Origin of the sequence: Labilibaculum manganireducens, from assembly GCF_963665805.2 — a bacterium.
Classification (GTDB): Bacteria; Bacteroidota; Bacteroidia; order Bacteroidales; family Marinifilaceae; genus Labilibaculum; species Labilibaculum manganireducens.
In genome coordinates this window covers 3,689,908-3,714,519 of sequence record NZ_CAXXEE010000003.1, presented here as the reverse complement: position 1 = coordinate 3,714,519, position 24,612 = coordinate 3,689,908, and the positions used below count along the sequence as shown (strand labels likewise).

Here is a 24,612-nt window from a genome sequence, read left to right as displayed (position 1 = left end):
AATGCGAAAATATAGTTATATAAAATTATTTAAAGGTCTTATTTTTGGGGCATTCACCATATTTATGGTTGGTTGCAACGATTACTTAGATATTACTCCACCTTCTCAAATCTCACCAGAGAGTTATTTGTGGGATGAAGCTCATTTAGCTGCATATACGATTAATTACTATGTAGATGATAAAGAGTATAACGAAGGCAGAGATGATAAAGGAGGTAGATTACCCAGCCATTATGGCAGTGGTGGAGAATCCTTTTATTTTAATGACTTGGCAACCGATAATGAAACGACCCGAGGTTCCAGTAATAAATATGTTCCTGGCGTTTGGACAGTAGGTGCAACGGGAGGAGATTGGAATTTCTACAACATTAATGCTCTGAATTATTATTTGCAAACCGTTGTTCCCAGGTATGAAGCCGGTGAGATTTCAGGTAATACTACTAATGTAAGTCATTATGTTGGAGAAGGTTATTTTTTACGTGCTCATGAATATTTCTTTAGATTAAGAAAAATAGGAGATTTTCCAATTATTAAGGAAACTTTACCTGATGATCAAGAAGCTCTTACTGCGGCATCTAAAAGACAACCTAGAAATGAAGTTGCTCGATTTATTCTTGAAGATTTAGATAAAGCAATTGGTTTATTGAAGGATAATCCTGATGGAGGAAAAGTGCGAATTACACGAAAAGCTGCACTTTTATTAAAAGCAAGAGTGGCTTTATTTGAAGCAACCTGGTTAAAATATCATGCAGGGACTCCAATGGTTCCAAATGGCCCGGGTTGGCCAGGAGCTGATAAAGATTACAATAGTTCTTATGAATTTCCAAGTGGAAGTTTAGATGGTGAAATTGAGTATTTCTTAACAGAGGCAATGAATGCTTCAAAAGAAGTGGCTGATGCTGTTGGACTTGTTAGCAATAGTGAAGTAATTCAGGAGAGTGAAAGCCAAGCTGTGAATGATTACTACAACATGTTTGCTACACCAGATCCTTCTTCTTACGGAGAGGTGTTAATGTATCGTAATTATTCAGTGGATTTGGGTAGAGCGCATAGTTATAATCATTATATCTATCATGGTGCACAAAAAGGATATACCCATCAGATGGAGCATACATTTCTGATGCAGAATGGATTGCCTGTTTATGCTGCTGGAAGTGGATATCAGGGTGATGATCATATTCAAGACACAAAAATTGACAGAGACTGGCGTTGGAGATTGTTCATGAAAGCTCCTGGTGAAGTAAAGGCTTTTAAAAATATTGCTACTCCGGAAACTTTTGAAATGGCACCGGTTGTTTACAGTTCAGATGGAAAATATTCAACTTCTACAGGTTATATGCTTGGTAAAGGTTATGCTTTGGATTATAACATGCAATTATTGGGACAAGACATTACAGCTCCTGTAATTTTCAGAGCTGCTGAAGCTTATTTGATCTACATTGAAGCCTGTTATGTGAAAAATGGAAGTGTTGATAGTAAGGCAGATACATACTGGAGAGCTTTACGTTCACGAGCTGGTGTTGATGAGGATTATAACAAAACAATTGCAGCTACAGATATGAGTCAAGAGGCTCTGTACGATTGGGGAGCTTATTCACATGGAAGTTTAGTTGATGCAACATTATATAATATTCGTCGTGAACGCCGTTGTGAGTTAATTGGAGAAGGTCAGCGTTATTATGATTTGATCCGTTGGAGAGCAATGGATCAATTAAATGGATTCCAGATAGAAGGTTGTAAAATATGGGGGCCAATGAAAGATGATTATGCAGCTGGTCTTTTATTAGCGGATCAGGCTGATGAAAAGAAAAATACAACATCGTCTCCTGCTCTAAGCGAATATTTACGTCCATATCAAATCGTTCAGGCGAATAATAATTATTATAATGGTCTTAATTTTACAGAGGCACATTATCTTGAACCAATTGCGATTAAGCATTTTTTGAATACAGCAAGTGATGGCGAAACAATTTCTACATCTCCAATTTATCAAAATCCTGGTTGGCCAATAGTAGCAGGTCAGGGAGCCGAACAATAAAAAATATCATATTAATAAGATTAAGACAGACCTCCTTAAAGGTCTGTCTTCTTTCAAAATAATTACAGAAAGTTTTTTAAGTTAAGTTTTATTTTGAGACTCAATAGTTTTAAAGAAATGCCATATTTTTGTATTATAATATTATTTGTTTTGTTCTACTTTCCTTCGTTTGCCAAATCATTTTGTATAGATGCAGATTTGGGATGTGATTGTATTATATCAAAGCAAGATTCGTTGATTTTTAATCCATTAGAAACTCATCAAGAAGGAACAGAAAAAACATATGAAGTAGTAGTACGACCAATAGTTGTTGAAAATAGAATTACGAGTAAAAAGACATTGCCTGACAGCTCTGATTCAAAATATGAAGCTTTTCACCCGGGAGAGTTGTGGTTAGATGATCAAGGGCAGCATATTAATGCACATGGAGGTGGCATTTTGTTTTATGAAGGAAAATATTACTGGTTTGGAGAGCATAAAAGTGCCAATACAAGCCGGGCATTGGTAGGTGTACGATGTTATTCTTCAAAAGATTTGTACAATTGGAAAAATGAAGGAATTGCATTATCTGTTGAAAAAAATGACACATTAAGTCCAATAACCTTAGGTTGTACAATAGAACGTCCGAAGGTGATATTCAATAAAAAAACAAAGAAATTCATAATGTATTTCCACTTGGAGTTAAAAGGTCAGGGATATTCAGCGGCACAAGTTGGAATTGCAACAAGTAATACTATTACAGGACCTTATGCATTTGTAAAATCATTGCGACCTAACAAAGGTGAATGGCCAATGAATATGACGGAAAGTCAACGTAAGTTTAAAGCAACACCTGAAGATTTTGATAAATGGTGGACTCCGGAATGGATGTTAGCCATTAAAGATGGCTTATTTGTACGCAGGGATTTAAAAACGGGACAAATGTCTCGGGACATGACATTGTTCGTGGATGAAGATGACAAAGCTTACCATATTTATTCTTCGGAGGAAAATTTAACTATTCATATTGCTGAGTTAACAGACGATTACTTGAATTATACAGGGAAATATGTTCGAATATTTCCGGGTGGACATAACGAAGCACCTGCTTTGTTTAAAAAAGAGGGGAAGTACTATTTAATCACATCAGGATGTACCGGATGGAATCCTAATGCTGCACGGTCAGCAGTAGCTTCATCTGTTTGGGGACCATGGGTACCGATTGGAAATCCATGCCGAGGAGAAAAATCTGAGTTTACGTTTGAATCACAGAGTACTTATATTTTGCCTGTTTTTGGGGATGAATCGACTTTCATTTTTATGGCTGATAGATGGAATCCTAAATGCCATATTGATGGCAGATATGTGTGGTTGTCAATTAATTTTGAGAACAGTAAGCCACTTATTGAATGGAAGAAAGAATGGAAATTGAAAGATTGATTTTAATAGAATACTAAAGAAATAATAATATATAAACATCGATACTATGCGAAGGTCATTGTTATTACTAGCCTTATTTTTGGTTGGTAATGTATATTGTCAGGAGAAAACTCTTGATTGGGAAAATCCACAGGTTTTTGGCATTAATAAGGAAGCCGCCAGAGCAACTTTTTTGCCGTATCAAAGCAAAGAGGCAGCTATTGCTGATGATTGTCAAAAATCAGATTGGTATTTGTCTTTAAATGGAATTTGGAAATTTAACTGGGTGTACAAACCAGAAGACAAACCAAAGGACTTTTATACAGAAGAATATGATACTTCGGATTGGGGGGAGATGCCTGTACCGGGAAATTGGGAGTTAAATGGGTACGGTACGCCAATTTACACCAATATTACTTATCCATTTCCTAAGAATCCTCCGTTTATCGATCACAGTCACAATCCGGTTGGAAGCTATAAGCGAAATTTCACATTACCGGAAGGATGGAAAAACCGCAGAGTGTATATTCATTTTGAGAGTGGAGCCGCGGCTATGTATGTGTGGGTAAACGGACAAAAGGTTGGATACAGTCAAAATACCAAAAGTCCTACCGAGTTTGATATCACAAAATACGTTCGAAAAGGTGAAAACAACATAGCCATAGAGGCTTATCGATGGAGTGATGGATCTTATTTGGAAGATCAGGATTTTTGGAGGTTATCCGGCTTCGACCGAGGTATTTACATGTATAGTCCGGATCAAATTCGTATTGCAGACTTTTTTGCAAAAGCAGGTTTGGATGCAAATTATAAAAATGGATTATTGGATGTAGATATTGATCTTGCCAATAAGCTTTCCGAAACAAAGTTGGTTCGTGTAAATGTTAATTTGATTAATAACGCAGGCAAACAAATTCTATCGATCAGTTCTTCAGTTGAACTGAAACGTGAGAGTGAACAACAAATTCATATTAAAGATAAAGTAGATAAACCGTTGCAATGGAGCAATGAAACGCCAAATTTATACACACTTTTAATTACATTATCGGATCGTGATGGAAAGTTAATTGAAGCTGCATCGTGTAAAGTTGGTTTTAGAAATGTAGAGATAAAAGATGCTCAGTTAATGATTAACGGAAAGCCCGTTTTGGTGCGTGGAGTTAATTTGCACGAACACAATGCATACAGTGGGCATGTTGTTGATAAAGAAACGATGTTGAAAGATATCAAACTCATGAAACAGCATAACATTAACGCGGTGCGTATGAGTCATTATCCTCAAAGTCCGTTATGGTATAAATTATGCGACGAGTATGGACTCTTTTTAGTTGATGAGGCGAATATTGAGAGTCATGCGATGGGTGCAGAATGGCAAAGTTGGTTCAATAAAGATGTACATCCGGCATACTCACCAGAGTGGGCACCCGCACATAAAGACAGAGTGGAACGTTTATTTCAACGTGATAAAAACCATCCGTCGGTAATTATTTGGAGCATGGGGAATGAATGCGGAAACGGCCCTGTCTTTTATGATATTTACGATTGGTTGAAAAAGGCGGATCCAACCCGTCTGGTTCAGTTTGAGCAGGCTGGGCAGAATCGGAATACAGATATTGTTTGTCCAATGTATCCAGGCATGGAAAGCATGAAAAAATATGCTGAACGTACTGATGTAACCCGACCTTATATTATGTGTGAATATTCACACGCAATGGGGAATAGTAACGGGAACTTTCAGGAGTATTTTGATATTATTACTTCAAGCAAACAAATGCAGGGTGGTTTCATCTGGGATTGGGTAGATCAAGGTTTACATGCTGTAGATGATTCAGGCAGAGATTACTGGGCTTATGGTGGAGATATTGGAGGTTACAAATATACAAATGATGAAAATTTCTGTGCCAACGGTCTTGTTTCTCCTGATAGAATACCACATCCAGGTTTAGAGGAAGTTAAAAAAGTATATCAGGACATATTATTTTTTAATCAGGATATTGAAAATGGTATCGTAACCATTCAGAATCGATTTCTAACTCGAAATTTAAAAGAATATGCTTTTAAATGGATACTGAAAAAGAATGGTAAAATTAGTGCAGAAGCTCCGTTTAAAGTCTCATTAAATGCCGGGGAATCAAAAGAGATTAAATTAAAGCTTCCTAAAATAACTTCTTCGAAAGGAGTAGAATATACATTGGATATTTATGCTTTTACTGCAAAAGCAGAAGCTTTAATTCCTGTTGGATTTGAGATTGCAAGGGAACAATTTGTTTTTAAAGGCAATGATTATTTCGAAAAAGAGCATGCAGTAACGGGAGATATCTCTTACGAGGACAAAAACAACCGGATTGTGATATCAGCTTCAAATAGTAAGATTACTATCGATAAATGGAGTGGTTTATTGTCAGGATATCAATACAAAGAAACAAATTTGTTGAATGGAAGTGTTGAACCTGATTTTTGGAGAGCTCCAACCGATAATGATTTTGGAAATGGAATGCCTTCGAAATTAAATATATGGCGAAATGCAGGACAAAACAGAACCGTAAAAGATGTAAAAGTAACTCAAACGGATCATTTTGTTACGGTTGAATCTGACTTATGGTTAAACAACGTTGCAAGCCCATATCAATTAACTTATACCGTTTATGCAGATGGCAAAATCAAAGTAGATGTTAATTGGGTTGCAGGCAGAGAGGGGCTTCCAGAGATTCCCCGCTTTGGTATGCAGTTAAAATTAGACAATCAGTTTAATCAGTTTAGTTACTATGGCAGAGGTCCCTGGGAAAATTATTCAGATAGAAAGACATCCAGCTTTTTAGGAATTTATTCAAGTTCGGTGGCTGATCAGCAAGTTGATTATATCAGACCTCAGGAGAATGGAAATAAAACAGATGTACGTTGGTTAACTTTAACCAATACAGATGGAATAGGTTTAAAAATTGAGGGATTACAGCCCTTAAGCGTGAAAGTGTCTCATAACCCGGTAGAAGACCTTGATTCAGGTTTAACTAAAAAACAAAGACATCCAAGTGATGTTACACCCCGTCATCAGGTTTATCTGAATGTTGATTTTAAACAACGGGGATTAGGAGGTGATGATAGTTGGGGACGTTATCCGCATAAACCATATTTATTATTGGATAATACGTATAGCTATAGTTATACAATTAGTGCCGTAGAAAAGGCGAATTAAACCTATTGTTCGATCTCCCATATTTGCAAGCAGATATGGGAGACAACTTTAAATAGAAATTTTTGTAGAAGATAATTGTATTATCTGGAATAATTCATTTAGAAGTATTATGAAATTTAAAAGTAAAAACATTTTACTGATAGGACTTGCAGCATTGTTTGTTGCTTGTTCTGCCACAGGTTCAAAGAGTAAGGATAATGCAGCAACTTTATCTGAAATTAAAAAAAATGATGTCGTTTCGATTGTTAAAAAGGTAAACGAGCATTGGCAATTGACCCATCAAGAATCTGGATGTGCTTTTTGGGACAATGCAGCTTACCATACTGGCAATATTGCTGCTTATAAGCTTACAGGAATTGAGAAATATAAAGCTTATTCGGAGGCTTGGGCGAATAAAAATGAATGGAAAGGTGCAAAATCAGATAATAAGGCGAATTGGAAATATACATATGGAGAATCACATGAGTTTGTGTTGTTTGGCGATTGGCAAATTTGTTTTCAAACCTATATCGACTTATATAATCTTTCTGAGGAAAAGGATTCTTTGAAAATAGCTCGTGCCATCGAAGTAATGGAATATGAAATGAGCACAGAAAATAACGATTATTGGTGGTGGGCCGATGGTTTGTATATGGTAATGCCTGTTATGACTAAACTTTATAAAGTGACCAATAATGAACTTTATCTGGAAAAGTTATATGAATACTTTAAATATGCGCAAAGCATTATGTACGATGAAGAAACCGGATTATTTTTTAGAGATACAAAATATGTATATCCAAAACACAAATCTGTTAATGGATTAAAAGATTTTTGGGCAAGAGGCGATGGATGGGTATTTGCCGGATTGGCAAAAATAATTCAAGATATGCCTAATAGCTACGTACATAAAGCTGAATTTATTGATATTTATAAAAAGATGGCATCAACTTTAAAAGATTCTCAACAGCAGGAAGGTTATTGGACCCGCAGCATTTTAGATGCAGAGCATGCGCCTGGTCCGGAAACCAGTGGAACAGCATTTTTTACATATGGCTTTTTATGGGGGATGAACAATGGAATTCTTTCTAAAGAGGAATATAGCACAGTTGCTGCTAAATCCTGGACTTATTTAACCACGGTTGCTTTGCAGGATGATGGAACGGTAGGATATGTTCAGCCAATTGGTGAAAGAGCGATTCCAGGTCAGCAGGTTGATGAAAATTCAACATCAAATTTTGGAGTTGGTGCATTTCTTTTAGCAGCTTCAGAATTGGTAACTTATATCGAAAATTAATACAAATAATGCCCTGCCTATTATGATTTATCTATATAGGCAGGGATTTTTAATGTAAATTGCATTTTTCACTTTTATTGAAAATGACAAATAAACCTTATTAAATGTTTCGTTATTATATACCCTTATTAAGTGTTTTTCTTTTATTTACAAGCTATAATGTTTGTGCCCAGAAATTAATTCCGGTTTCGAAGGGGTGGTCTAAAAATTCGGTCAATGCAGTTGTATTTCGGCAGAATTCGTTGGTTACTCAGAACGGGGTACAGTTTATAGCTTACTATAATCCTGAAGGATTTTTAGAATTGGGGAAGAGAAATAGTAAATCGGATCAATTTACAACCTATACTACCTCTTACAAAGGGAATGTAAACGATGCGCATAATTGCATTAGTATTATGCTGGACGGTGATGGTTATCTTCATGTTTCCTGGGATCATCATGGGAATCCTTTACGATATGCCAAAAGCATACAAGCTTATTCGTTACAGTTAGGCCCTAAAATAGAAATGACTGGCAGTAATGAAACGAATGTAACTTATCCACAATTTTTTAGAATGCCAAATGGCAATCTCATATTCATGTTTCGTGACGGACAATCCGGAAAAGGGAATTTAGCGATGAATTCCTATGATTGTAAAACTAAAACATGGATTCAAATGCAAAGTAACCTTATTGACGGAGAGGGACAGCGAAATGCTTACTGGCAATCTTGTGTCGATCAGCAAGGTGTTATTCATGTTTCCTGGGTATGGCGAGAATCTCCTGATGTAGCTTCCAATCATGATTTGTGCTATGCACGATCCAAAGATGGAGGAACAAGCTGGGAAAATTCAAAAGGTGAAAAATATAGGCTTCCGATAACAGCACAAACTGCTGAATATGCCTCACACATACCTCAAAACAGCGAGCTGATAAATCAAACATCAATGACAACAGATGAACGCGGACAGCCGGTTATTGCAAGCTATTGGCGCGAGCAAAATTCTGATGTTCCACAATACCATATAGTTAACTGTAGTAATGGTAAATGGAATACAATCAACCTAAACTTCAGGAAAACGCCGTTTTCATTAAAGGGAGCCGGAACCAAACGTATTCCTATTTCCCGACCTCAGATTTTAGCAAAAACAAAGCATAAAACATCCACCTTTTATCTGATTTTTAGAGATGAAGAAAGAGAGGCAAAGGTATCAATGGCGATTGGGAATACATCTGAACAAGGAAATTGGAAAGTGGTTGATTTAACCGATGAAAGTGTAGGTTTATGGGAGCCGTCGTTCGATACGGAATTGTGGAAAAATAAAGGAATAATTAATCTTTTTGTACAAAAGGTGGAGCAGATTGATGGAGAAGGAAAGGCTGATTATGAACCTCAGATGGTGAATGTTCTGGAAGAAAAGAAAATTGACAGATATTCAGAATGAGATACTGTGCCGGTAAACCTTAGAAAGTAAATAAGTTAAAAAAAGCATTGTTTCATTCATTTTAATGAATTGCAGACAAGCAAAGCTAATATTGCTCAAGAAATATTACAAATCCCTGAAAAGACAAATAAATGTCTTTTCAGGGATTTTTTTTTCAAGGGAACTCATAAAATTGATGTTTTTAGCCCTATTTAGGGAATGATGAATAATTTATCCATATCTGTGATGGTTTTGTTTATCTCATTGTCATTCTTAGCTTGTAGTTTTATATTTTGAGAAGGAACTGTAGTGATTATTTATCTGCAAACAGGAAAGTGCAGCAATAAATATCTTTAAAAGAATTAAAACAAAGTAATAATGTTCAGAAACCGGTTTAGATCAGTATTAATTATAATTACCGCAATGCTTTGCGTTTCTATTGTTGAAGCACAAAATAAAAATGATTTCACTATTGTTGTAAACAATGAAGTTACAGGTATTTCAATAGATAAAAGGGATGCAAAAGTTGTTGAAATTGCAGCGAAAATACTTGCTGATGATATTTTTAAAGTAACGGGAAAACCTATTCAAGTTACTTCTGATGTAAAAAGCACATGTATAATTGCAGGTACAATTGGTAATAGTCGCTTAATTGATCAACTGATTGCCGCGAAGAAATTGGATGTTTCTAAAATTAAGGGACAATGGGAAACTTATTCCATTCAGATTCTTGAAAATCCTGTAAAAGGAGTTGAAAAGGCTTTGGTGATTGTTGGATCTGATCGCAGGGCAACAGCTTACGGCTTGCTGGAAATTTCGCGAATGATTGGAGTTTCTCCATGGGAATGGTGGGCGGATGTTACTCCCGATAAAAAGGAAAATGCAGTTGTTTCTGTTGATGATAAAGTGTATGGTTCTCCATCGGTAAAGTACCGTGGAATATTTTTAAACGATGAGGATTGGGGATTACAGCGATGGGCAGCCTTGAATTTTGAGCCTGAAACTGGAGATATTGGCTCCAAAACTTATGCAAAAGTATTTGAGCTTTTATTGCGCTTGCGTGCCAATACTGTTTGGCCGGCTATGCATTCCTGCACCAAGCCGTTTTATTACTATCCTAAAAACAAACAAATAGCCGACGATTATGCAATTGTTGTAGGAACTTCGCATTGTGAACCCATGTTGTGCAATATTAATGCAGAATGGAACAGTGAAACTATGGGAGAATGGCGATATGATAACAATTCAGAGACAATCAAAAAATTATTTCAGACAAGAACAAAAGAGAGTGCCGATTTTGAAGGCATTTATACCATGGGAATGCGTGGCAAACATGATTCTCCGATGATTGTTGGCCAAGATGATACCGATTCGCAGGTGAAATTGCTGGAGAATGTAATCACCGATCAACGCAGGATTCTGGAACAACAGACTGGTAAAAAGGCCTCAGAGCTTCCGCAGATTTTTATTCCATACAAAGAAGTGTTGACTTGTTATCAGAATGGGATGCAGGTGCCTGAGGATATTTCTCTGGTGTGGACTGATGACAATTATGGATACATTCGTCAGCTGAGCAATGGCGAAGAGCAAAAGCGTTCCGGAGGTGCAGGAATATATTATCACACTTCCTATTGGGGACGTCCGCATGACTATTTGTGGCTAAACTCGACCAATCCTGTTTTAATGTGGGAGGAGATGAGTAAAGCGTACGAATTTCAGTCGCGCAACTTGTGGATTTTAAATTGTGGTGATATTAAACCACACGAGTATAATATTCAACTGTTTTTGGATATGGCCTGGGACATGAGTTCTTTTGATAAAAGCAAAGGAGTAAAGAATCATATGCAAAATTGGGCTGCTCGTGAATTTGGATCAAAGCAAGCTTCTGCAGTAACTAATTTAATGTATGAGTATTATCGACTGGCTTTTCAGCGCCGTCCTGAGTTTATGGCGTGGAGTCAGGTTGAGCCGGTTACCAAACAAGGACAAACCGAGCTAACACAAATTAATTACGGAGATGAGGTTTCGACACGAATTAATGAATATCAAAAATTGCTTACTACTGCAGATAAGATAAATGATAACATAGCAGAAAATAGAAAAGATGCATTTTATGAATTGGTTTATTATCCGGTTATGGGAGCTGCTAATTTGAATTTTAAATGGTTGTATTCATACAAGAATCAATTTACAGCGCAGCAAGGCCGAATTAGTGCTGAATATTTTGGACAAAAATCGTTGGAAGCTTTTCAGCGCATTCAAAAAGAAACAAATTATTTCAATAAGCAGTTGCAAAATGGCAAGTGGAATCACATTATGAGCATGGCTCCCCGTCAATTACCGGTTTTTTCCAAGCCAACGGTTACTTCTTCTATAGGCGGTCAGAAAGCTGAATTGGGTTTGGCATTGGAAAGCTGCCAAATGGAGGTAAATAATAAGATAATCAACTCTTATGCTGATGTGCTTCCCGTTTTTAATGCTTATACACACAATTCTTATTTTGTTGATGTGTTTTTAAAAGGAGAGGGTGAAATTAGTTGGAAGGCTGAGCCGAAAGCCGGTTGGATCCATGTTTCGCAATTGGAAGGAGAAGTGAGTACGAAATCGGGTAAACCAGAACAACGACTTTGGGTCAGTATCGATTGGGATAAAGTTCCTGCTGGAGAGAATAAAAAAGAAGCCCCTCTTGGGCACGATTACCAATTAATTCCTCCAGGTTATAAAGTGAATTCAGCGATCAATTTCATTTCAGCAGATACAACATTCAGCATTGGAATTTCCGTTTTCAATCCAAAATTTGCAGAGTTGGAACATTTTAAAGGTTTTGTTGAGGATAAAGGATTTGTTTCTATGCATGCAAAAAATTTTAATCGGAAAGTTTCCGGTACTCAAGCTCAGTGGCAGGTGCTTGAAGGTCTAGGTTATACCGGATCGGTTGTTTCAGCTTTACCCAATAGATCTGAATCTATTGAGGATCTTCAGGCAATTGTAAAGAATAGTCCGTCGCTTGAATATGATTTTTATACGTTTAACTTTGGAGAAGCAGAAGTATTGGTTCAGGCTGTTCCCACTCATGCAGTATATGAAGGGAAAGGAGTCCGTTGTGCCGTATCCATCGATGACGCAGAACCTGTAATTGTCGATTTTCAGACTTTGGGACGAAGCAATCAGTGGAAAGAAAATGTACTGAAAAATGCAACGATTCAATCGGTGCAGCAAATTATCAATAAAGCAGGAAAGCACACACTAAAAGTTTGGATGGTTGATGCCGGAGTGATGATTGATCAGATTTTAATTGATTTGGGTGGTTGGAAAAAATCATATGCATTTCCTCAGGAATCGAAATTGTAAATTAGGAAATAGATTTTACTCATGACAAAGATTTTACAAGGCCTGTTACTTACCATATTACTAATTGGCAGTAACGCGTGTGAAGAAAAGCTACAGTCTAACAAATCCATACAAATAGCCTTTATGGCTGATGTTCATTTGAATGATATTTACGGAGAATTTCAGGATTGCGATTACAAAGGAGTCGTAAATCCGGCAAACGGAAAATTCGTTATTGCCCGAACTATGGAAGCTCAACTGAATTCTACCCGAATTTTTAACGAGAATTATTTCGCTTTTCTGGCGGCCTTGGATGATGTAGTGAAACGAAATATAAAATTTGTAGTTCTGCCGGGTGATTTTAGTGATGACGGACAGCCTTTTAATGTACGCGGATTAAAGAAAATTCTGGACAGTTATTCCGATAAATATGGAATTAAATTTATTGCAACTACGGGTAATCACGATCCAGTTCGTCCTTTTGCAATGGATGCGGGCAAAAAAGATTTTTTGGGCGCAGGCGGAAAACCACAGGTTATTATGAGTGCCGACAGTTTGTATGTTCCTTTATCTGAGGAAGAAAACCCTGTGGTAGTAACGAAAGATATTTGCCGAATGGGTTACGAGGAGGTTATTACAACATTGGGTGATTTTGGTTTTTTCCCAAAAAAGGAAGATTTATATTGGGAAACTCCTTTTACATCTTATACCCATAATGATTATGCTTTTGATAAAGCCTTTAAGCAGTCATCATTAAATAACAGAAACTATTCAATACCTCCCTTTAATACAAGTATTCCTGATGTTAGTTATTTGGTGGAACCGGTAAGAGGAGTGTGGTTTTTAGCCATAGATGCCAATGTTTATGTTCCCAACGATAATGTTGAAACTGATTCACTAAATGCCGACAACTACGAAGGAGCCAGTGCTGGGTACTCAAATGTATTAACGCATAAAAAACATTTTAATACAAGTATTCCTGATGTTAGTTATTTGGTGGAACCGGTAAGAGGAGTGTGGTTTTTAGCCATAGATGCCAATGTTTATGTTCCCAACGATAATGTTGAAACTGATTCACTAAATGCCGACAACTACGAAGGAGCCAGTGCTGGGTACTCAAATGTATTAACGCATAAAAAACATTTGATCAAGTGGGTGAAAAAGGTATCTTCTGAGGCTGACCGATTGGGGAAAACACTAATCGTTTTTAGTCATTATCCAATGATTGATTTTAACGATGATGCTTCGCCGCACATTAAAAATTTGATGGGTGAAGGGAAAATGCAATTGCATCGTGTGCCTGACGAAGATGTGGCAAGAACTTTTGCTGAGGCTGGCATCAAGCTGCATTTTGGGGGACATATGCACATTAACGATACAGGAATCAGAAAATATGAGAATGGAACCGGTTTGGTAAATGTTCAAATTCCATCTTTGGCAGCTTACATACCTGCTTATAAGATTCTCACTGTGAAAAATAAAAATTTAATGGAGGTTGAAACGGTTGTGATCGATTCAGTTCCTCGTTTCAAAGAGCTTTTTCCAATTTACGAGCAAGAATATTTATATCTAAAAAAGTCGGGAACTAAGGATATCTGGAATAAGGATATTTTATCGGCAGCCACCTATCATGAATTTACCAATTGGCATTTAAAAGAGTTGGTTCGTTTGCGGTTTCTGAAGAAGGATTGGCCTGCTGAATTCAGAGATTTTTTATTGAATGCAACAGGCAAGGAATTATTAAATTATACAAACTCAACTGCAGTAGATTCAAGTTTATTCGAAAATTGGACTGGTTTTGATATGATATTTGATTTTTACCGGCTTCGAAGTGCCGATAAATTGGCCATAAAGGATATTGGCTTGGATAGAATCAAACAATATCAGATAATTATTGAATCTCTATTGCAAAATCAGAAAGACTCAAATTCATTAACTAATAAGGTGCAGAACGATTTTTATGAATTTGCTGAAATTTTCCATCATTTTTTAAATGGAGCACCAGCCGATCATTTCCAAATTGACTTGAAGAATGCAGAGCTTGTTGATTTGGTTGAATAAGTTTGTTTGGAATACTTAGTTTTCTTATTTGAAAAACATAAAGCTGTATGGATCTTCTGTACAGCTTTATTTGTATGCTTTGTCTTTATTGATTGAAAGTTTAATCTACATTAAAATTTTTTTTGATGTACATCAAATATAATTATGATGTACATTAAATGTAAGTATGATGTACATCAAAAATATAGTTTGTCAGTATTGTTTCAACAATTAGTGCGGTTATTTGATTAAAATCATCAGGATATAAGCATAGAGTATAAAGTTGGGCGAACAGGTTACATTTTTACTTCAAATTAACAGCAAAGAACTCAAACACATCCACGCAAGATTTCAAATATGAAACGTCCATGACAAGGATATTTTGACACACAGGGGGATGATTATTTCAGCATGGTAAGTTCTCCCGAAACAAGTTCGGGACAGGCTATATGGCAAAAACATACAGTTATAATCATATGAAAATGGCCTTTCGTCCAAGAATATGAATTAAAGACGAACTGAAAAAGGCAGAGTTTAAAAAAGGCAGATAATAACTTCCAGTAAAAAGAAATATTAGGTTTGAAGTTTTGATAATTATACAAAAGGACATATAATTAGTGAAGTTACAATTTAAATATGCTGGATTTTGATAGTAATTCTATCTTAATGTTGAAAGTGTGATCTTTAGAATCTCCTGTGTTTAAAGGGCATTGCGTAACATGTAATAATTATCCATGCATTTGAATAATTCATCCATGTTACGAAAACGGTTTCGGGTTACATTCGTGACCAAGATTTATTTAATAAACCAAAAAATCTATGAAGAAATTAAATTTAAAATTTTTGATGTTAGCCTTACTGATAGGCTTGTCATCGAACTCATGGGCGCAAACGTTATCTGTGTCTGGTGTGGTTGTTGATGACCAGAATGTAACAATGCCAGGAGTATCTGTTATAGTGAAAGGTACCACAACAGGTACTGTAACTGATATTGATGGTAATTTTCAGATCACTGCTCCAACAGGAACGGAGACATTAATGTTTTCTTTTGTTGGATATGAAACACAGGAGATTACTTTAGATGGAAAAACTACTTCGTATCAAGTAAAATTAGCAGCTTCAACCATTGGGTTGGACGAGGTTGTGGCTATTGGTTATGGTACGGTAAAGAAAAGTGATTTAACAGGTTCTGTTACTTCAGTTGGTGCTAAGGAATTGGCACAGGCAAATAAAGTGGATGCTGTTTCAGCAATGCAAGGGCAGTCTGCAGGTGTAGTTATTCAACGTACCGACAACAAACCTGGTGCTGGCGGTTATAACATTCGTATTCGTGGTGCGAGTACTATTAATACCAATGAGACATCTTCGAACGGAGGTTTTACTCCAGGACAAAACCCGCTTTTTATTGTTGATGGAATTTTTGTGGATGATATTTCTTTCTTGAATCCTTCAGATATCAGCAGAATGGATATTCTTAAGGATGCTTCGGCTACTGCGGTATATGGATCCAGAGGAAGTAACGGGGTAGTTTTAATAGGAACCAAACGTGGTAAAAGCGGCAAGCTAAAAGTTGATTACAGTAACTATTTTGGCGTAAAGCAAGCTTACAATCTGCCATCAGTTTTTAATGGCGCCGAATATGTTGACTTTATTAAAGATGTTGCTGTGGGTAATCAGTTTGCTTCTGGAAACTTAAGTTACAGAGCAAGTGATGTTGACATTACTGAATTTTTTGATGCGGAAGAGCAACAAAACATAGCTGAAGGAGTAAGTACAGATTGGGTAGACCTTTTAATTAAAACTGGTTTTCAAACCAACCACACACTTGGATTAAGCGGGGGAAATGAAACGACTGTTTATTCGGCAGGTTTGGCTTATACTAAAGATAATGGCAACGTAGAAGGTGAAGATTATACCCGATACAATATTCGCGGAAGTTTAAAAAGTGATCTTGCTAAATGGTTAAATGTAAGTGTAAGCAATTATATTACCACAGCCATTCAAAACACGGGAAGCTGGGAAGCATTTAGGAGTGCTTACAGATTAAAGCCTATTGGTCGTCCTTATAATGAAGATGGATCTTTACGGTTTTTTCCAACACAAAAAGAAACTCAAATAACCAATCCGTTATTCGATACAAAAAACATTACCAGAGAAACGAAATTCTTACAATACATAGGTGATCTTGCTGTAACGATTAAGCCTTTAGACGGAATGACGATCACTTCTAAATTTTCACCTAATATGAAGTATACGAGATATGGAGAATATCGGGGACTATACTCAAAGAGTGTAAGTGGGAATGCATCAAACAGAAGGGCTCAGGTAAACAATTCTAATTATTTCTCTTATTCATGGGATAATATTTTTAACTACAAGTTTAGTGAAGGCATACATGCTTTTGATGTAACAGGCGTAATGTCAAGATTTTTAGAGCGTTCGGAAGGATATTATAATGAGGTTAGAAATTTTACTACCGATGCATATTCTTTCTATAATCTTGGTGCAGGTACTGATATTAGAGATGTATCAAGCAGTTTTGTTAAGCAAACTTTAGAGTCATACACAGGAAGATTAAATTATTCATTGATGGATAAGTACCTGTTCACGTTTACAGGACGTTATGATGGAGCCTCAATATTAGCGGAAGGTAATAAATGGGCATTTTTCCCGTCAGCAGCATTTGCCTGGAAGATGATGGATGAGAATTTCATGCAAAATCAAGAGTTGCTGTCAAATGCAAAACTTAGATTGAGCTATGGTAAAACAGGTAATAATGGTCAAGGTGGAGGATTAACACCGCTAAGTTCACAATCGTTCTTAGGATCAAGCGCCACAAATTTGGGTGATGTCTCTACACCAGCTCTTTACATTACTAACTTGGCGAATTCTGATCTTACCTGGGAAGAAACAACAGAAGTGAATGTGGGTTTTGATTTTGGATTTTTAAATAATAAAATTAGTGGTTCTATTGATGTATACAATAGAAAAAATACCAATATTATTTTTGGAAAAGATTTACCGGCAGTTACAGGTTATTCCAGAATATTTGAAAACATTGGAGAGTCAACAAATAAAGGGATTGAAATTTCATTAAATACTGTGAATGTTGATAATGGTGATTTTACCTGGACTACAAACTTCAATTTTGCTTCCAATAAAAACACACTTGACAAATTGTATGGCGGTAAAGATATTACTTTCGGTATCAACGGAACGAACCTTATCCATAGAGTAGGAGAGTCAATTGGTTCAATATATGATTATGAATTTGCCGGCATTTGGCAATCGGATGAAGCAGATGAGGCTGCTGTTTATGGTCAACTTCCTGGTCAGGTAAGAGTAACGGACGTTAATAAGGATGGTAAAATCGATGCTGATCATGATAGAAAGGTGATTGGTCAGGTTACACCTAAGTGGACCGGCGGTATTACAAGTACAATGAACTATAAAAACTTTGATTTCTCTTTTGCTATAAACACTAGTCAGGGGAACATGTACAAAAGTAATTTTCATTCTAACTATGCTTGGGGCTGGCAAGACCAACCGAACAGAACGTTTAACGGATATAAGGTAAATTATTGGACACCGGAAAACCAATCAAACAGCTACAATCAACCAGGTAATGCTGGTATTTATGGCTCGGCTATACAATACAAGGATGTTTCTTTTACCAAAGTTGGATACATCACTTTCGGTTACAGGCTTCCTTCTGATCTACTGGAAAAAATTAAGGTAAATAGTCTAAGAGTTTATGCTACGGTGCAAAATCCTTTCGTCTTTACAGATTATGATGGATGGGATCCTGAAAACGCCGGAAGAAATCAATGGGGGGCTGCATTTATGTCACGTACAATTATGGCAGGGGTTAATTTGAGCTTTTAACTATTTATTAAATTAAACGTAAGAAAATGAGAAAATTTAATCATAAAGTAATTCTAGCACTACTCACAATAGGAGTTTTCACTTCGAGTTGTGATAGCTATCTTGAGGAAGAGAATAATACCTCATTAAGTGTGGAGGTTGCCTCCGCATATCCCGAAACTTTTGATCAATTAGTAGCTACTGTATACGAACGGGCAAGAGAAACAACAACCCACTATACTTCAGATTTGTATTATGCACTTGAAGATTTAGGAACTGATATTGTAACCAGAGGCTCAGCCATTACCGGAACGAGTGATCTTAATGATTATGTAGATTTTAATTCCTTGAATTGGGCAGTTGGTGTATATTGGGGAAATCAATACAGTGTTATATCTGCTGCTAATGTAGTTGTAGATAATGCAGATGTTATTGATAATATTGATGCAAATAAAAAAACAATTGGAATAGCAGAAGCTAAATTTTTTAGAGCTCTGTCATACTTCAATTTGGTTGAGAACTATGGAGGAGTGCCATTGGTGCTTAATCAAGTTACTAGTGCGAGTACAGATTATACGCGTGCTGGTGAAGAGCAGGTTTACACACAAATTGTACAAGATCTTCAGGATGCTTTAGATGGAGTTCCTACTACTGCAGGCGCTTACGGTAGAATAACTAAGGATGCTGTAAGACATTTTATGTCGAAAGTTTTGTTGACCAGAGGTTATAAATCGTTTGCTTCCAGTACCGATTTTACTGATGCAGCAGCTTTAGCTGAAACTGTTATTGCTAATCACCCTTTAGTATCTTCGTTTGCAAGTTTGGTGAGTATTGACAATCAACGAAACTCTGAAGTTATTTTTTCTTATCTATTTGGAAACAATTCCGTAAGTAGAGGTTGGGGTAACTCAAAACACATGATGTACAAATTCAGGTTTTTTGATTATCCTGGATTGACAAGAACAGTTAAAGGTTTAGATCCTATGCCAACTCCGTTCTTTTATAGTCTTTTTGATGATGCTGATGAAAGAGCTGAGGCAACTTATACCAGAGAAATTTATGCAACTGAAGATTATGTCGGAACTGTTAATGGAGCAAATGTTAATGTTCCGGCAGGAGATTTAGCAATATTTTTCCCTAAAACAGCATGGACACAAGCAGAAATTGATGCGGTACCATACGCAGTAATCAATCCGGGCACTTATTTTACAAATGATGGTGTTACACCTGTTCACTATCCGCAGTTTGTAAAGTTTGATGATCCAAAAGTACCTTTTGCACAGCCGGATCAATCCTCACAAGGAGAAAGAGATATGGTGATTATGAGATCTGGTGAAGCTTATTTAATTGCTGCAGAAGCTCGTTTAGAATCAGGAAACGCTGATATTGCAGCCAATCTTTTAACTACTTTAAGATCAAGAGCAGGTTTAACAGAATCAGTAGCAGAAGGTGATGTAGATTTAGACTTTATTCTTGACGAAAGAGCAAGAGAATTAGCAGGTGAAGCAAATAGATGGATGGATTTAAAGAGAACTGGAAAGTTAATTGAAAGAACACTATTGCATAATCCGCATGCTGCTTTAAATAATGCTCTGGCTGAAAAACATCTTTTAAGACCAATTCCTCAAAACGAAATTGATATTACAGCAGGAAGTATAACTCAAAACCCTGGATATTAATTCCAGACTTGTATTGTTTTCTTTTTTAGGGAAACTGTCCAACTTATATGGTTTTACTTAGGCTAGTGTAAAACCGAATATATTGGAGAAAGATTAAAACGGGCAGGCTGTTTGTGCCTGTCCGTTTTTACTTCACAATAGATAGAGACCGGAGAAATACCCGATTGACCCTAAATTCCATGTTTCGTCATGATTTGTCCATAAGTAGAGAATGATTTGCTTGTAATTTTGAGACTTCTCTATTTGTACTATTTGCTCAAAAAGTGAAATGTTTTGCAGATGTTAACCCGTTGAAAAAAGTCAGGAAATATAATTACAGAATTCGGTGAGATTACGAACAGAAACTTAAGGAGTAGATTTAAGAATTATGGAGACTAAATTACATCATATATTGAAAAACTTGTTGATTACTATACTCTTGTTATTTGCTTTGGTTACTTGTTTTGAATCATCGGCAAAAGGAAAGGATAAGGAATATTTTGTAACTGAGTTTGGAGCAATTAGTGATGGGGAGACTTTAAACACAAATGCAATTCAATCCTTAATTGAAAAAGTCAACAAAAAAGGAGGAGGAACAATCGTTTTTCCCGCGGGTAATTTTTTATCAGGAAGTTTAGTCATGAAATCAAATGTGAATATTCATTTGGAAGAAGGAGCCATTTTATTGGGAAGTACCAATCCTATGGATTATCCTCAGGTTGAAATGCTTGGAAGACCAGAATCACAAAAAAAAGATGATAACTCGCAAATAGCATTGCTGGTCGCTTTTAAAGCCAATAATTTTACCATTTCAGGAAAAGGAAAAATAGATGGACAAGGCAGAGCTTTAGCCTTGAATATCGATAGCCTGCATCATGCCGGTGTAATTGTTGATCCTAAATACAATTACCGAAGAATGCGACCGAACGAAACGGCCCGCCCAAAATTGTTTCGGTTTTCAATGTGTAATAATGTCGCAATATCTGATTTACAATTAAGTAATGCATCTTGTTGGGGACTTTCGTTTGAATTATGCAGGAATTTAAGTCTTGATGGTTTACAGCTTGTAAACCGTGCTTACTGGAATAACGACGGAATTGACATTACCGATTGCCGAAATGTTCAAATAACAAATTGCAATATCAACTCTGCCGATGATGGCATTTGCTTGAAATCCTATTATCCGGATTTTTGTAATGACAGTATTTATATTGCCAACTGCACGGTTCGAAGTAGTGCCAGTGCAATAAAATTTGGAACTGCATCCTATGGTGGTTTCAAAAATGTGAAAATAGAAAATATTAAAATATACGATACTTTCCGATCGGCAATTGCTATAGAATCTGTAGATGGGGGAGCAATAGAAAACATTGAAGTATCTAATATTGATGCTGTAAATACAGGGAACGCTATTTTTATTCGCTTAGGACATCGCGATGGTGAAATTCCTGGCTCAATAAAGAACATACATATTCATGACATTAAAGTTCAAGTTCCTTTTGAACGACCCGATATCAATTACGATATGCGTGGACCTGCTGTTAATTTCTTTCACAATCCTCTTCCGTCATCCATTACAGGTATCCCAGGATTTTGTGTGGAAGATGTGCTGATTGAGAATGTTGAAATTACATGTCCGGGTAAAGCTTCAAAAGGAATGGCTTATGTACCACTTAGCCGGTTAAATCAAGTTCCTGAAGAAATAAAAGGGTATCCGGAGTTTTCCATGTTTGGAGAATTACCAGCCTGGGGATTTTATGTTCGTCATGCAAAGGGAATCATTTTCAAAAATGTAAGAATGAACCTGAATGAAGAAGATTATCGTCCAGCCATGGTTTTCGATCAGGCAGACGATATTGAAATTAAAAATATTAATCTGCAGAAAGCAGATAAAAAGCAGATTATCCTAAAAGAGACAAAGGGTCTAAGTGCCGATAATGATGCCAAATTGTTGATTAGGAAGCTGTTAAATTAAAGAATCCATCAATAAACTAAACGATTGATTAGAATAGTAACGGTTTGATTTTATAGCATCTACCGATGTCTTAATGCCGTTCAAATAAATAGTAAATGAATAAAAAATTATCCGTAAAGTCACTCTTGTTAGGCCTGTTGCTGATTGGTTGCCAAACTCCGCAAAATGAAACAAAATTTGTGAAATTTGTAAATCCATTAATCGGTACAGCTCCAGCTGCAACAATTAGTGCAATAGAACATGGTCATGGTTTGGAAAATAACTCGCAGGTAGTTCCTTATGTTACAGTTCCTTTCGGAATGACTAATTGGACACCGCAAACCCGTGCAAGTGAAACTAAGTGTCAGGCTCCGTACTATTATACAGATTCCATTTTTCAGGGATTCAGGGGAAGTCATTGGTTAAGTGGTTCTTGTGTTCAGGATTATGGAAGTATGACGATTATGCCAATTTCGGGTGATTTAAAATGTCTGCCAACAGTTCGGGGCTCTAAATTTTCTCACGATAACGAAAAATCAACACCTTATTCTTATCAGGTTCATTTAGACGATTATGATATTGAAGCTGAGGTTACAGCCACAAAGCGTTCCGGATTATTTCAATTTCTATTCGAAAAAGAAGGGGAAGCCCATATTGTTGTAAATCCGAATAGTGATGAGGGACAAGGATTCGTGCGTGTACTTCCCGAATCCAACGAAATAATTGGTTATAATCCAGTGCATCGAATTTATCAGGGATTGGGAGAAGAGGCCGGATTCAGTGGGTATTTTGTTGTTCAGTTTAGTGGTGATTTTGAACGTTACGGTGTTTATCAGGGATCAGAATTGTTTGAAATGGAAACGCAGGTTTCTGATTTAAAAGATTTGGGTGCGTATGTTACTTTCCAAGTTCAAAAAAACGAGAAGATTTATGCAAGAGTTGGAACATCATTTACAAGTATAGAACAGGCCCGCAAAAATTTAGAAGTAGAAACAGGAAAACTTGATTTTAAAGAAGTAAAAAGTAAGCTTCGCGATGAATGGGAAAATATTCTTTCGAAAATAACAGTTGAAGGAACAAACGAAGATGACAAAGTGAAGTTTTATACCGCTATGTATCATAGTTTCTTGCAACCAAGAATATTTAACGATTGTGATGGCTCATACGTTAGTTTTGCTGGGGGAAAGCAGATCATGAATTCAGGAGACAGAGATTATTTTGTCGATTTTTCCATATGGGATACTTACCGTGCATCCCACCCTTTGTTTAGTTTGTTGATTCCAAAAACAAATGCCGATATGATGAATAGCCTTTTGCAAAAGGCAGAACAAGGAGGTTGGCTTCCTATTTTTCCCTGCTGGAACAGTTACACATCTGCTATGATAGGTGATCATGTTATCGCTGCACTATCTGATGCTTATATGAAGGGAGTGATTGATCTTTCGGAAGAGCAATATTCATATTTATTACAGAATGCATTTACTTCCCCAAAAACAGATGAAGAGTACGAAGGAGGTAAAGGTCGTCGTGCTCTAAAATCTTATTTAAAATATGGATACATTCCTTTGGAGGATATGGTATTTGAATCGTTTCATAATAATGAGCAGGTTTCCCGAACATTGGAGTACGCTTACGACGATTTTGCATTGGGACAGATTGCGGGTAAGAAAGGAGATCTTAATCATGCAAGAATACTGCATCAACGGGCTTCAAATTATAAAAATGTATACAGTACCAATGATTCCTGTGTTCGCGGAAAATATGCTGATGGAAGCTTTGTTAAAGGTTTCGATAAATATATTCGCCAAGGATATATAACTGAAGGAACGCCATATCAATACACATGGTATGTACCCCATGATGTGGCAGGACTAATGAATCTGATGGGAGGACGGCAAGCATTTAATAACAATTTAGATCTCTTTTTTAGCGCAGGACAATATTGGCATGGCAACGAACCAAGTCATCAAATATCGTTTTTATATAATTATTCAGGACAGCCTTGGAAAACTCAACAGTTGGTGACAAAAATTTTGAATACTGAATACAGTACAGGTGTTGGAGGTTTGAGTGGAAACGACGATGCCGGACAAATGTCGGCATGGTATGTTTTTGCAGCAATGGGATTCTATCCTGTGTGTCCTTCGGTACCCGAATATGTTATTTCAGGTCCTCATTTCGATAAAATAACTATTGCATTTGAGAATGGAAAAGAGTTGGTGTTAAATGCTCCGGGTGCTACTTCCGGGAAAAATTACATTCAAAGAGTTAAGTTTAATGGTGTTGAAACGTCAAAAACTTATCTCAATCATTTCGATATTCGTAAAGGTGGTGTTCTTGATTTTAAAATGGGTTCAAAACCCAATATGGAATGGGGTACTGGTATAAATGACCGGCCATTTTCAATGCTTCAGGAAAAATATTCTGATTAGGAATAATTCAGAATTAGTAGAACTAA

Annotated in this window: 11 protein-coding genes; all 11 read left to right on the top strand. The window is 36.5% G+C overall.

Annotated features, from left to right (window positions below):
• Position 1 precedes the first annotated feature (1 nt).
• Entirely contained in the window at positions 2–2,038 is a 2,037-nt protein-coding gene (locus ACHZAX_RS14280; protein ID WP_320019613.1) for a RagB/SusD family nutrient uptake outer membrane protein, read from the top strand.
• A gap of 234 nt (positions 2,039–2,272) precedes the next feature.
• Positions 2,273–3,457, top strand: coding sequence for a glycoside hydrolase family 43 protein (locus tag ACHZAX_RS14275; RefSeq protein ID WP_320019612.1), 1,185 nt, complete (start codon positions 2,273–2,275; stop codon positions 3,455–3,457).
• A 46-nt stretch (positions 3,458–3,503) separates the two neighbouring features.
• Entirely contained in the window at positions 3,504–6,629 is a 3,126-nt protein-coding gene (lacZ, locus tag ACHZAX_RS14270; protein WP_320019611.1) for a beta-galactosidase, LacZ type, read from the top strand.
• A gap of 109 nt (positions 6,630–6,738) precedes the next feature.
• Positions 6,739–7,905, top strand: a complete 1,167-nt coding sequence (locus ACHZAX_RS14265; RefSeq protein ID WP_320019610.1) for a glycoside hydrolase family 88/105 protein — start codon at positions 6,739–6,741, stop codon at positions 7,903–7,905.
• A 104-nt stretch (positions 7,906–8,009) separates the two neighbouring features.
• Positions 8,010–9,329: a BNR repeat-containing protein gene (locus ACHZAX_RS14260; protein WP_320019609.1), complete on the top strand. Its 1,320-nt coding sequence runs from the start codon at positions 8,010–8,012 to the stop codon at positions 9,327–9,329.
• A 357-nt stretch (positions 9,330–9,686) separates the two neighbouring features.
• Positions 9,687–12,659, top strand: a complete 2,973-nt coding sequence (locus ACHZAX_RS14255; RefSeq protein WP_320019608.1) for a glycosyl hydrolase 115 family protein — start codon at positions 9,687–9,689, stop codon at positions 12,657–12,659.
• 21 nt (positions 12,660–12,680) lie between these two features.
• Positions 12,681–14,699: a metallophosphoesterase gene (locus ACHZAX_RS14250; RefSeq protein ID WP_320019607.1), complete on the top strand. Its 2,019-nt coding sequence runs from the start codon at positions 12,681–12,683 to the stop codon at positions 14,697–14,699.
• 798 nt (positions 14,700–15,497) lie between these two features.
• Complete coding sequence (locus ACHZAX_RS14245; RefSeq protein WP_218973019.1) at positions 15,498–18,563, top strand: SusC/RagA family TonB-linked outer membrane protein; 3,066 nt, start codon at positions 15,498–15,500, stop codon at positions 18,561–18,563.
• Between the two features lie 26 nt (positions 18,564–18,589).
• On the top strand, positions 18,590–20,221 hold the full coding sequence (locus ACHZAX_RS14240; RefSeq protein ID WP_101308915.1) for a RagB/SusD family nutrient uptake outer membrane protein: 1,632 nt from the start codon (positions 18,590–18,592) through the stop codon (positions 20,219–20,221).
• 367 nt (positions 20,222–20,588) lie between these two features.
• Positions 20,589–22,175: a glycoside hydrolase family 28 protein gene (locus tag ACHZAX_RS14235; protein WP_320019606.1), complete on the top strand. Its 1,587-nt coding sequence runs from the start codon at positions 20,589–20,591 to the stop codon at positions 22,173–22,175.
• 95 nt (positions 22,176–22,270) lie between these two features.
• A complete protein-coding gene (locus ACHZAX_RS14230; protein ID WP_320019605.1) occupies positions 22,271–24,586 on the top strand; it encodes a GH92 family glycosyl hydrolase in 2,316 nt (771 codons plus the stop codon).
• Positions 24,587–24,612 lie beyond the last annotated feature (26 nt).

Bases quoted from the DNA above. Each gene is read 5' to 3' on its own strand.
- ACHZAX_RS14280 (WP_320019613.1), top strand. From the start codon at position 2: ATGCGAAAATATAGTTATATAAAATTATTTAAAGGTCTTATTTTTGGG.
- lacZ (WP_320019611.1), top strand. From the start codon at position 3,504: ATGCGAAGGTCATTGTTATTACTAGCCTTATTTTTGGTTGGTAATGTA.
- ACHZAX_RS14265 (WP_320019610.1), top strand. From the start codon at position 6,739: ATGAAATTTAAAAGTAAAAACATTTTACTGATAGGACTTGCAGCATTG.
- ACHZAX_RS14260 (WP_320019609.1), top strand. From the start codon at position 8,010: ATGTTTCGTTATTATATACCCTTATTAAGTGTTTTTCTTTTATTTACA.
- ACHZAX_RS14255 (WP_320019608.1), top strand. From the start codon at position 9,687: ATGTTCAGAAACCGGTTTAGATCAGTATTAATTATAATTACCGCAATG.
- ACHZAX_RS14250 (WP_320019607.1), top strand. From the start codon at position 12,681: ATGACAAAGATTTTACAAGGCCTGTTACTTACCATATTACTAATTGGC.
- ACHZAX_RS14245 (WP_218973019.1), top strand. From the start codon at position 15,498: ATGAAGAAATTAAATTTAAAATTTTTGATGTTAGCCTTACTGATAGGC.
- ACHZAX_RS14240 (WP_101308915.1), top strand. From the start codon at position 18,590: ATGAGAAAATTTAATCATAAAGTAATTCTAGCACTACTCACAATAGGA.
- ACHZAX_RS14235 (WP_320019606.1), top strand. From the start codon at position 20,589: ATGGAGACTAAATTACATCATATATTGAAAAACTTGTTGATTACTATA.
- ACHZAX_RS14230 (WP_320019605.1), top strand. From the start codon at position 22,271: ATGAATAAAAAATTATCCGTAAAGTCACTCTTGTTAGGCCTGTTGCTG.